Below are 10459 nucleotides of genomic sequence, written 5' to 3'. Positions count from 1 at the left end.
CAGCCGAGCCGCACTGGCGTGGCCACCGTCGGCGCGTCGCCGACGGCCGGCAAGCTTGCCGGCCGCGCCGCCACCGACCCGCTGCGCCAGGCTGACTGCCGGTGTGGGCCGCAGCCGCCACCAACGGTGGCCCGGCGCCCGCGCTCGGGGCCGATGCCTGATACGTTCACGGGGAGGCGCTTCACAGATGGCTGATGACGCACACACCGCCCACGCCGATACCGCGGCGCTGCGTGCACCGCAGGCCTACCCGCGGCGCGTGCTGCTGGCCGTCGCCGGGCTGACGCCGCAGATCGTCACCGAGACGCTCTATGCCCTGGCCGTTGCGCCGGCGGACCATGACGCCTTTTTACCCACCGAGATCCGCCTCATCACCACCACCGAGGGCGCCGAGCGGGCGCGGCTGAGCCTGCTCTCGGATGACCCGGGCTGGTTCGCCCGGCTCTGCGCCGACTACGGCCTGACGCCGCCCGCCTTCAGCACGGCGCACATCCAGGTCATCACCGATGCCCAGGACACGCCGCTGAGCGACATCCGCAGCGTCGCCGACAACGCCCGCGTGGCCGATCAGCTCATGGAGACGGTGCGCCACTTCACCGCCGATCCGGATTGCGCGCTGCACGTGTCTCTGGCCGGTGGGCGCAAGACCATGGGCTACTACGCCGGCTACGCGTTGTCGCTGTTCGGCCGCCCGCAGGATCGCCTGAGCCATGTGCTGGTGTCGGCGCCCTTCGAGCAGAGCTGGAATTTTTTCTATCCAACGCCCTATGCGCGCGTCATCGAGACGCAGGACAGGCAACTCGCCGACACCCGGGATGCGCAGGTCACGCTGGCGCCGATTCCGTTCGTGCGCCTGCGCCAGGGCCTGCCGGAGCGCCTGCTCGCCGGTCACGCCAGCTTCGGCGAGACCATCGCCAGCGCGCAGCGGGCCATGCAGCCGCCGGCGCTGGTCATCGATGTGCAGGCACGGCGCATCCGCGCCGGCGGCGAGGTGATCCCGCTGCCCGCCGCGCCGCTCGCCTTCTACAGCCTGATTGCGCGCCGCTGCCAGCAAGGCGAGCCGGCGCTGAGCTGGCGCGATCCGCAGCTGGCCGCGGCCTATCTGGCGGAATACGCCACGCTGGTGGGCACGGCCAGCGGCGAGTACGAGCGCACCGAGACGGCGCTCGCCCAGGGCATGAGCGACGACGATTTCGACCAGCGTAAGGCGCGCACCAACGCCGCCCTGCGCAGGGCCCTGGGCGAGCAGCTGGCTGCGCCCTACCTGATCCAGACCCAGGGCCGGCGCCCGCACAGCCGCTCCGCCCTACGGCTGGCGCCGGAGGCGGTGCGCTTCGCCAGCATCGATGAGGCACCGGCCAGCCCGCCCAGCCCGGCGCCGTAGGGGGCGCAGCCGCGCACCATTGGTCAACAAACGCCATTCGATCGGCGTTTCGCCCGCGGGCGGGTTGATCTCGCTGGCGATCAGACAAGTGACCTGCAGCTGCCCGCCGCGCCGATCCGCGAGCACCACCCGTTTGGCGCGCAGTTGCTCGCACACCGGGCACGCCTTGCGCATCTTCGTCGGCGCCAGCACGAAGCTCCGCTCGCCAAGCACCCGGTCGCGCGCACTTCGGCCCAGAGCTTGCCCTCACCCTGTAAGGACGCCCCCTGCGTCTCCGGCCAGCCCGCACAGGCACCGGGGGTTCGCCGTAGGTCGATCGGCGGCCAAACGCTCCGCCAGCAGCACGGTGCGCACCGTGCGCCGCTTGTCGCCCAGATCCAGATTCAGAAACTCCTCGACCGCCTACCCCATGCTTATCCTCACTGATTATCAGGCTTTACAGCGTGTTACTGGAGGGAGCCGGAGTTGTGTGCAACGAGATGACCTTAACCTGCTCTTAAAGTGATCGACATCACATTGTCACCATTCCGCCTTAACCTCTGCGGCGAGTGGCTCTTCGAACACTCATACATAGTTAAGCATCCAAACGCGCAAGCGCTTGCACCTGCGGAGATGTACCATGCAACAAAACACAAATATCCAGCCGCCCCATCCGGAGTGGCTGGCCGATGATGAGATCGATACGGTGCCCGGCACGAAGCACCGTCTGATCGAAAACGAGCTCTTCGAGAGTGTTCTTGACCGTGCGATGTCACGACGGAGGTTCCTGCAGGGCGCAAGCACTGGCGCGCTTGCCGCTGCCACTTTTGTGATGGTTCCCAACGCGCTGATGCCGCAAACTGCCTCAGCGCAGTCATACGGTAGTGATCGTAATAATCGCCTGACCTTCGAGACAGTCGAGCCAGGTAACCTGGCCGATATCGACCTACCGCCCAACTACGCATACAACGTGGTTGTGCGCTGGGGTGATCCGATACTCCCAGGAGCCCCGGCGTTCGACGTCGATAAACAAACTGCGACCTCACAGGCGGGGCAGTTCGGCTTCAATGCCGATCTCGTACTCTGGGCCCCCTTACCTCGACTGGTGCAGCGGATTATCGACGTACGGGGCTCGCTAGGTGGCTTCGGGCAGCGCCTGATCGGGCTGTACTATCCGTACCTGAAGGATCGATCCAGCCGTTCGGCGTTGATGATCGTCAATCACGAATACACCAGTGGTGCTGACATGTTCAGGAACTACATCCCTGGTGACCAGGAGCAGGTTGGAGTGGAGATTGAGGCACACGGCTTTTCAATCATCCAGGTAGATCGTATGGATAACGGCGAGTGGCGACTCGCTCGCCGGTCGCGGTTCAATCGCCGTGTGACAGGCTCGACTCCGGTAGTGATTACCGGGCCTCTAGCAGGGCACCCGTTCCTGCAGACCGCTGAAGATCCGAGCGGTACCGTTGTTCGAGGCACGCTCAATAATTGTGCGGGTGGCAAGACCCCCTGGGGCACATACCTTACCTGTGAGGAAAACTTCGACCAGTATTTCGGATACTTTGATCAGACCCGAGCAAATGAACCGGATGTGGCGGCTCTGAATGAGCGTATCGCGCCGCCCGCAGGCGCCTCCCGACGGAAGTGGGAAGAGGTTGATCGTCGCTTCGATCTCAGCAGTGACGCGACGGAATACAACCGGTTTGGCTACGTCGTTGAAATCGATCCTTACGATCCGACGGCCAAGCCCAAGAAGCGTACGGCGTTGGGTCGCTTCAAGCACGAAGGCGTCGGTTTACGGGTAACTGCTGATAACCGTATTGCAGTGTACTCGGGTGACGACGCCCGCTTCGAGTACGTCTACAAGTTCGTCAGCAAAGGTACCGTGAGTCGGATCAACCGAAAGGCGAATTCGGATCTCTTCGACGATGGTACGTTGTACGTGGCACGCTTCGATACCGGTGCGGTAGCCGGTGACGAAATGGGCACTGGCGAATGGCTGGAACTCTCCACGAACAACCCGGCACTTGCCGACTGGACGGAGGCCGAGATCCTAATCAATACCCGCGGGGCTGCCGATGTGGCAGGAGCAACACCGATGGACCGCCCCGAGGATATCGAAGTAAACCCTGTTTCCGGCAGCGTTTTCGTCGCGCTGACCAATAATTCCCGTCGCGACGGTGTCGTCGGCTCGGGTGCCACCCGTATTGTCAACGGCCGCGAAGTGAGTTCAGAGCCCAATGAGTCCAATCCGCGCAACAACACCTCTGGGGATGGCAGCAAGCTGAACGGGAATCAGCATGGCCACATCGTTGAGATTAAAGAAGACGGTAACGACGCCGGCGCTTTGACCTTTAAGTGGAATATTCTGGTCAAGTGCGGCGATCCGGCTGTCGCCGAGCACGACACGCGCTTCGGTAACATTATCGATCCCGTTGCAGTGGGTGTTAGTCCGATCGCGGATCCTGATAATCTAGTGCATGACAGTGATGGGAACCTTTGGATCTCAACCGACGGCCAGTTTTTTAGTGGAAGTGTCGGCTTCGGTCAGAACGATGGCGTCTTCGTTGTGCCGACAGCCGGCCCCGGTCGTGGTTTGTTAAGGCAATTCCTGAGTGGCGTCCCCGGCGGTGAAATCTGCGGTCCGGAGTTCTCCGGCGACGAGCGGGCTTTTTTCTGTGCTATTCAGCATCCCAATGATGGTCAAGCCTTCGATAAGATTTGGCCCATCGGCGATCGGGATGGCGTGTCCAAGCCCAGCTTGATAGCCGTGCGCGAAGTCAGCGGCAAGCGGATCGGTTCGTAAGCGGTCCCGTACGGCTCGTCTTCTCATGGGATACGTAATGAAGCACATGGATGTGCATTCAATTATTCTGTAATGGTGCGATGCATGCTCCGGCAAGCACTCTTGGGCAGAGGCGGTCAGTGAACCGAAGATCTGAGCTTGTCGGGCTATCAGGGGCGAGGGCGCATGTAGAAAGATCACGCTGCCGGGATGGGCCTGATGCAGCGCCAGGGCAGCGGCACGCGAGACCTCCGACAACAGCCCGGAGCCGTCCCACCGATCAAGGGTGCGCCGCACGGTCTCGATGAGACTCTGCAGCTGGTAGGGAAGAAATCGATCAGCTGATGCTCGAGGAATGCTTAGTGCTGCGCTGTGAAAATGCCGAGGCCATGTAACACTTCACGCCGCCAGCGGCTTGCCTGTGTAGGTCCAGCGAAATGGCTTGGCCAACGTCTCGTTTCCGCAGGCGTCGGCGACGAGGCGGACCACGGCTTGCGAGCAGTGCAAGCTCGCTGCGCTGCGCTCGAGCGCCAGCACGCCGGTCATCTCGTCAATGCTGCGTGTCTCGATGCCGGCGACGGCGCGTTCCGACGCCAGCCGATACGTCTCGCAGACATCCTGGCACTGCTCGTCGAACTGGGCATCGCGCGGCGTGTTGATTCAGCCGCGGGTGCGGTGCGCCTTGCGGTCGGCCTCGCGCAGGAAGCGCCCGATGGAGTGCAGTGAGATGGCATCGACGATGCCACGGGCGATGGCTTCCGCGGCCAGTTCCGCCTGCGTCCAGTGCGTTGGTTCCCGTCCCTCGCGGCGCGGTGGCTCGCAGGCCAGCGCGAGGATCGAGCGGACCTGCTCCGGGGTGAACGTGGGCGGGGTACCCGGCCGTGGTGCGTCGATCAGCCGCTCCAGGACCGGCGATGACGCAGCACTGTCCAACCAGCGCTGGCGCCAACGCTGCACCGTGGCGCGCCCGAGCGCCAACCTGGCCACGGTGGCACGCACACCAACGCCCGCCGCCGCCAACAGAATGATGCGCGCGCGCCACCAGCACTTGCGGCGCGCTGCGCCGCCGCACCAACGCCTCCAACGCGCAACGCTCTTTGTCCGAAAGGTGCACGGGGGTGGCAGCGAGGAGGGGCATGTGCATAGACCTCTGAGTAGCAACAATCATTCTGGTCAGTCTCTTACCTCATAACCTTAGAACTGGTCTCACGACTTTAGCAGTGCTGCACTGGTTGTTCGCTGCGCGATCGGCGATGCCGATCCAGCGTGCCTCGGGGTAGTGCTGCTTGGCGCAAGCGCTTTCTGTGTCAAGTCCATTTGCACCGCGCGCGCGTTGAGCTTCAGCGCCTCGACTTGGATCGGGCTGCCGTCAGTGTCAAAGTGCTTCAGTGCCTTCTGGGTGGGGCGGCAACCGAGCGCGGTGGTCGCCGCCTGGATCGCCCCCTCCATCTCCGGCAAGCTGCCCGTGGGCCGAATCGTCACCGCCACCATGACCCCCCTACCGACCTGCTGATCACCTCTGCTATGCCCGTGCCTTCTTGTACTCTTACAGGAGGTTACAGCATACACTTCAAGATTACATCATAGCGAGGCGGCACCCTAGACCGCGTGTGAGTAATCACCCGCGGCCACCCGGCTGCGCTCGCCCGACAGGCCCATCGCGCGCAACGCCGCCGCAGGTATGCGTCGGCGTGCCTGCTGCGCGTTTGATGTGCAGCCGTCGTTCACCAGCGGTGGGAGGTGAATGGCGGACCCCGCGCCCAGGAGTTTTTACGCGCCTAAAGTGAGGACTTCGCGACTTTGTGCGCCAAGGAATCACGGAATCGGGCTATACTCACCAGCACATAAACATGGGTGTTTGGCCGCATCGAAAGCCCCTGGATATGCCGTGACCACCAGGAAGCAATGCCCAGAAGTCCGGGACTGCGGTCCCTGACGAGCAGGGCTGCGGCCGCCCAACGATCCCGCGCAGGACACTCGGGGAGCCGCGAACCTTGGGTGACACAAGACTCCACCTGACCCTGGCCCAACGCCTTCCAGCGGGTGTTTATAGCCTTGCGGTGGCACGCGATGGGGAGCAGGCCTTGCGGTTCGTGAACGACCGCTGGCTTGCGATGTGTGGCCTGGAGCGGGATGCCGTCATGGCGGATCCGTCGCTGGCGTTCCAGGCCATCCACCCGGACGATCGCCCGGGTCTCGTGGAAGCGCATGCGGCAACCGGCGATGCATGCCAGCCGCTGCGGTGGGAAGGCCGGCTCCAGGTCCGGGGCGAGATCACCTGGGTGGTAATCGAGTCCAGCCCGCGACGGGAGCCGCACGGACGGGTGATCTGGGAGGGCGTGATGATGGCCATGTCACCGCGCCCGGCCATCGCGGAGCCGCCGCGCACGGGCGAGGTGCGCTTCGGCAAACTGCTTGAGCATCTGCCCGTCGCCATCGCCTTGGTGTCGCTGGGACAGGACGAGGAGATCGTCTATGTCAACGCCGCTTTCGAACGCGTCTTCGGCTACGCGCGGGAGCAGATCCCCACCGTGGAGCGCTGGGCCGAGCTCGCCTATCCCGATCCGGAGTATCGCTATCAGACATTCAGGGCCTGGAATGCCTCCTTGAGTGAGGCGCTTGCGGGCGATGGCCATGTGGCATCCCGCGAGGTGCGCGTGCGCCGCAAGGACGGCAAGATGCTCGATGTGCTCGCGGGCGCGAGCGTTTGGGACGAGATGCTGATGGTGTCGCTGGTGGACATCACCGAGCGGCGCGAGACCGAGCTGGCCTTGCAGACAGCACGCGAGCAATTGGAGCGCACGGCCTACGAGCTCACCGAAAACATCCCGGTCGGCACCTACACCATGGTGCTGAAGCCGGATGATCCGCTGGGCAAGTTCTCGTTCATGAGCACCCGGTTCCTGGAACTCACCGGTCTCGAGCGCGCCGAAGCCGAGTCCGACCCCATGAAAGGGTTCGCCTGTGTCCATCCGGACGACTTCGATGCCTGGGTGCAGCTGAATCTCGAGGCGTTCGCCAACAAGGCGCCGTTTTTCGGCGAGACGCGCGTTGTGGTGGATGGACAGGTGCGCTGGATCACCGCCGAGTCCATTCCGCGGAACCTGCCGGACGGCACGACGGTGTGGGAAGGAGTCTTGGCCGATATCACCCGTCAGAAGGACGCGGAGGCGGCGCTGTGCAAGGCCCACGCCGACTTGCTGGCGGCGGAGACCGAGCGCTCGCGCATGGAAGAGCGCCGTCGGCTGCTGCGCGATGTGCACGACGGCTTCGGGTCGCAGCTCGCCACCGCGCGCCTGCAACTGGCGCACGGCCGGGTGAGCACGGCAGAGGCGAGCGACTTGTTGCAGGAGTGCCTCGACGACATGCGGCTGGTGGTGGACACGCTCGACGCCGAGGACAGTGACTTGGCAACGACTTTGGCCAACTATCGCTACCGGATGCAGGGCCGGTTGGAGCAAAGCCCTGTTCGCGTCGCGTGGCAAGTGGATCTGGCGGCGTCCCCCAGCCTGGATGCTCGGGTGATTTTGCAAATCATGCGGATTCTGCAAGAGGCACTGAACAATGCGCTCAACCACGCCCGAGCCAATCGCGTGGATATCGTCGTCGCCGCGCCGGTCGCCGGCTGCATTCAGCTCAGCGTCGCCGACGACGGCATCGGTTTGACGGAAGATCAGGTGATTCCCGGGCGGGGGCTCAGGAACATGCGCCAGCGCAGCACGGAGATCGGCGGGCGGCTGCAACTCGACGCACTGAATCCCGGCACCCGAGTGTCGTTGCGCGTGCCCATCCCGCAGGACGCCTGATCGCGGTCCACACCCTATGAATCACCGCCGGCGCCAACGCTGCGCGAGCGGCTGCGCTTGCGGCGCTCGCCGAAGTGCTGGCGCTTCATGTCGCGGAAGGTCTCCTCGCTCTGCATGCACTGGCGATACAGGCGCACCAGCTGCTTGGCGCTGCGCTCGGCGAGCTGCGGCGAGGCCACCCCAGCAGCCATGGCTTGTTCGCGCTGCGGACGGCTTTGTTGGCCTGCTTCGCCACCCGGCTCAACCGTGCATGGCTGTCGCCTGCAATCGCTGGTCTTCGGTGCCCGGGCAATCGCATCAGTGCTTGATGATGTACTTCTAGACGAAATCTGAGCTTACAATCAGCCGATCTTGACCTCGGCTCGCGCCTTGCCGATGGTGCGGATGAGCTTGCCGCCTATGCTATTGTGTTGAGAGCCTAAGACGTGCTCGACACGCGAGCGCGCCTTGGAGCGGATGCGGTTGGCCGCCCGCTGCTCGTCGTTCAGGGGTTGATTACTCCCATCCTTCTCGCCGAGATGGCGCTCGTAGCCCGCCCTGCTCAGGGCACCCTCGGTTTGTTCGCTGCGGTAGGCGCTGTCGGCCCAGACCTGCGGATCAGCGTTGTCGGGGTCGATGATGGCGTCGAAGACCTGGCTGTCGTGGACGTTCGCCGCGGTGGTCTCGAATGAGCCGCTCGCGAAACCGCCACACCGTGGTGCCGTCGGGCACGCCGTCGTGCATCTGCAGGCCGAGCAAGCGCATGAACGACAGACGGTCGCGAATCTGATACGCCACCGCTTCGTCGGCCAGGTTGTAGAGCGTCTGCAGGATCAGGACCTTGAACATCAGCACCACATCCAACGGCTTGCGTCCGGCTGCGGACTTGCGCGCTTTCTCGTGCACCTGCTCCAGCAACGGCCGGAACAGCTCCCAAGGAATCTCCGCGGCGAGCCGCTCCAACGGGTCGCCCATGCGGCTGATGCTCTCCAGGCGGCGGCCGATGTCGAACAACCCGGGTTTGGGCATGGTGCGCTGACCTCGTGGGCGTCCGACCCCGACGATGTTACCCGGGCGCCGCCGGGAGCGGCGAATTTTTCAAGGTGCCCTTGATATGACCTGCTGAGCAGGTCCGAAACGGCAGATCTGCTGACAACAGGCACCCGGCAGTGAGACGGGCATCATACCCGGGCATCTTCGACGTGGCTTACCCTAGACCCGCCATGGCCGCTCAAAATTCCCACCCACACGCCGCATATCGCCCAGCAGGCGGTCGACAACAGGCTCAACTTCAAGGACCAGGCGCTGTGCACTGCGACCACTGCGCGCATTGCCTAAGGTGGTTGCCGGTTTCTTCCACCATCCGCACTACCGCTATATCCTGGATGCCGAGGCCGCGGCCTGCAAGGACTTGATGAACGGTTAGTAAGACTGAAGCTTCGTAGCGTTGGGCGGCCTGCGCGGACAGGTAAAGGGAGTTTTGGTGGGTTCCCCGCGTCACACGCAAATCCCACCGAAAATCCTAAAACATAGGTCACGCTAAGTCTGCCGACATCAAAACCCCGAAACTCCGGACTGAACCTTCAGCAAGTAAAAAAGCACAGTTGTCCCCGGCAACTGACAGAACCAATTCACCCGACCCTGCAAGGAGAATCTGGCAATGATTCATACTGATAACAACCATACGCGACAACTGACCCTTGGTATCCTTGGCTTATTAACCTACGTTTCTGGTGCTACACAAGCGGCTAGCTTCGATTGTAGCAAAGCGTCAACCCCGAACGAATTAGCCATCTGTGCGCACCCTGACCTGTCGAAGGCCGACGATCTTGTTGGGAAGTACTACAAAGAAGCGCGCCAGGCAACTAATGATAAGGCCACACTCAAGCGCCAGCAAATAGGTTGGATCAGAAGTATGGAGACTTGTAGGGGTCATGCCGATTGCATTCTAACAGGTCTGCAGAGCCGCGCGCGTATACTTGACCATGTTGACGGTGTTTTATCGAACGAAACCGATCCCAATACCGCGGTGAGGCAGGAGAGGGGCATCGCTAGAGCCAATAACAAACCACTAGAGCCAGCCTCTACAAATACGGAAGATGGATTACAGAACAGAGACCGTGCCGCCGCCGACATCGACGCCGTCGCCGCCCGTGTCGGCGTGATGCAGGCCGAGATCATGCGCATCAACGCCCTCGTTCAGCGTTTGGTGGAAATGGCCGGTCTGGACGAAGACGAGTTCGATTTCGCCAACCCGGCCCCCGCGGGGGGGCCGGACGAGGCGGCGCCGCAAAAGACCAACGTCGATGATATGGCCCAGGATCTGGCCGAGGTGCTCTCGGATCTGGATGATCGCAAGCGCAAGCTGGTGCTGTTGGAAACGCTCATCATGGAGCGAGACCTGAAGCGACACAGCACACCCGAGGGCTGGCCGTTGCGCGTCGGCGGCGTCGTGACCTCTGGGTTCGGCTACCGCCGCCACCCCATCACCGGTCGTCGCAGCATGCACAAGGGCATCGATAT

The 10459-nt window shown here is 63.2% G+C and carries 10 protein-coding genes and 1 pseudogene; 4 read left to right on the top strand and 7 right to left on the bottom strand.

What is annotated here, in order from left to right; translation table 11 throughout:
• The first annotated feature begins 187 nt into the window (after window positions 1-187).
• On the top strand, window positions 188-1384 hold the full coding sequence (csm6, locus tag QZ588_RS16845; RefSeq protein WP_295544131.1) for a CRISPR-associated ring nuclease Csm6: 1197 nt from the start codon (window positions 188-190) through the stop codon (window positions 1382-1384).
• Between the two features lie 246 nt (window positions 1385-1630).
• Here csm6 and QZ588_RS18190 read toward each other — a convergent pair whose 3' ends face one another.
• A complete protein-coding gene (locus QZ588_RS18190) occupies window positions 1631-1771 on the bottom strand; it encodes a hypothetical protein (protein WP_366929598.1) in 141 nt (46 codons plus the stop codon).
• A gap of 232 nt (window positions 1772-2003) precedes the next feature.
• Between QZ588_RS18190 and QZ588_RS16840 the strand changes: the two genes are divergently transcribed.
• On the top strand, window positions 2004-4172 hold the full coding sequence (locus QZ588_RS16840) for a PhoX family phosphatase (protein ID WP_295544129.1): 2169 nt from the start codon (window positions 2004-2006) through the stop codon (window positions 4170-4172).
• 378 nt (window positions 4173-4550) lie between these two features.
• Here QZ588_RS16840 and QZ588_RS16835 read toward each other — a convergent pair whose 3' ends face one another.
• The 3 genes from QZ588_RS16835 to QZ588_RS16825 all read right to left on the bottom strand — a co-directional run bounded on the left by QZ588_RS16835 (window position 4551) and on the right by QZ588_RS16825 (window position 5642).
• The gene (locus QZ588_RS16835) at window positions 4551-4697 is read right to left on the bottom strand and encodes a hypothetical protein (RefSeq protein WP_295544127.1); all 147 of its coding nucleotides are present in this window, start codon (window positions 4695-4697) and stop codon (window positions 4551-4553) included.
• 114 nt (window positions 4698-4811) lie between these two features.
• Window positions 4812-5312 (bottom strand): helix-turn-helix domain-containing protein, encoded by a 501-nt coding sequence (locus tag QZ588_RS16830; RefSeq protein WP_295544134.1) that lies wholly within the window; start codon window positions 5310-5312, stop codon window positions 4812-4814.
• A gap of 45 nt (window positions 5313-5357) precedes the next feature.
• Window positions 5358-5642 (bottom strand): hypothetical protein, encoded by a 285-nt coding sequence (locus tag QZ588_RS16825; protein ID WP_295544125.1) that lies wholly within the window; start codon window positions 5640-5642, stop codon window positions 5358-5360.
• A 503-nt stretch (window positions 5643-6145) separates the two neighbouring features.
• Here QZ588_RS16825 and QZ588_RS16820 point away from each other — a divergent pair.
• Window positions 6146-7957, top strand: coding sequence for a PAS domain-containing protein (locus tag QZ588_RS16820; protein ID WP_295544123.1), 1812 nt, complete (start codon window positions 6146-6148; stop codon window positions 7955-7957).
• A 14-nt stretch (window positions 7958-7971) separates the two neighbouring features.
• Here the strand turns inward: QZ588_RS16820 and QZ588_RS18185 are convergent, their stop codons facing one another.
• The 3 genes from QZ588_RS18185 to QZ588_RS16810 are packed head-to-tail and all read right to left on the bottom strand — an operon-like array spanning window position 7972 to window position 8965.
• Window positions 7972-8250, bottom strand: coding sequence for a transposase (locus tag QZ588_RS18185; RefSeq protein ID WP_366929597.1), 279 nt, complete (start codon window positions 8248-8250; stop codon window positions 7972-7974).
• A gap of 48 nt (window positions 8251-8298) precedes the next feature.
• Entirely contained in the window at window positions 8299-8574 is a 276-nt protein-coding gene (locus QZ588_RS18180; protein WP_366929596.1) for a hypothetical protein, read from the bottom strand.
• Window positions 8555-8965 carry a transposase gene (locus QZ588_RS16810; RefSeq protein WP_295544120.1) on the bottom strand — a complete coding sequence of 137 codons (411 nt, stop codon included), beginning with the start codon at window positions 8963-8965 and terminating at the stop codon, window positions 8555-8557. Before QZ588_RS16810 ends, QZ588_RS18180 begins: the two co-directional genes overlap by 20 nt.
• Before the next feature lie 631 nt (window positions 8966-9596).
• On the opposite strand from QZ588_RS16810, the pseudogene QZ588_RS16805 reads away from it, so the two are divergent.
• A pseudogene (locus QZ588_RS16805) lies at window positions 9597-10459 on the top strand (hypothetical protein); the annotation flags it as partial.

Origin of the sequence: uncultured Thiohalocapsa sp. (genome assembly GCF_913062725.1) — a bacterium.
In the GTDB taxonomy this organism is placed as follows: domain Bacteria; phylum Pseudomonadota; class Gammaproteobacteria; order Chromatiales; family Chromatiaceae; genus Thiohalocapsa.
Note: the sequence above shows the minus strand (reverse complement) of the source record. Positions and strands in the feature narration are given on the sequence as shown.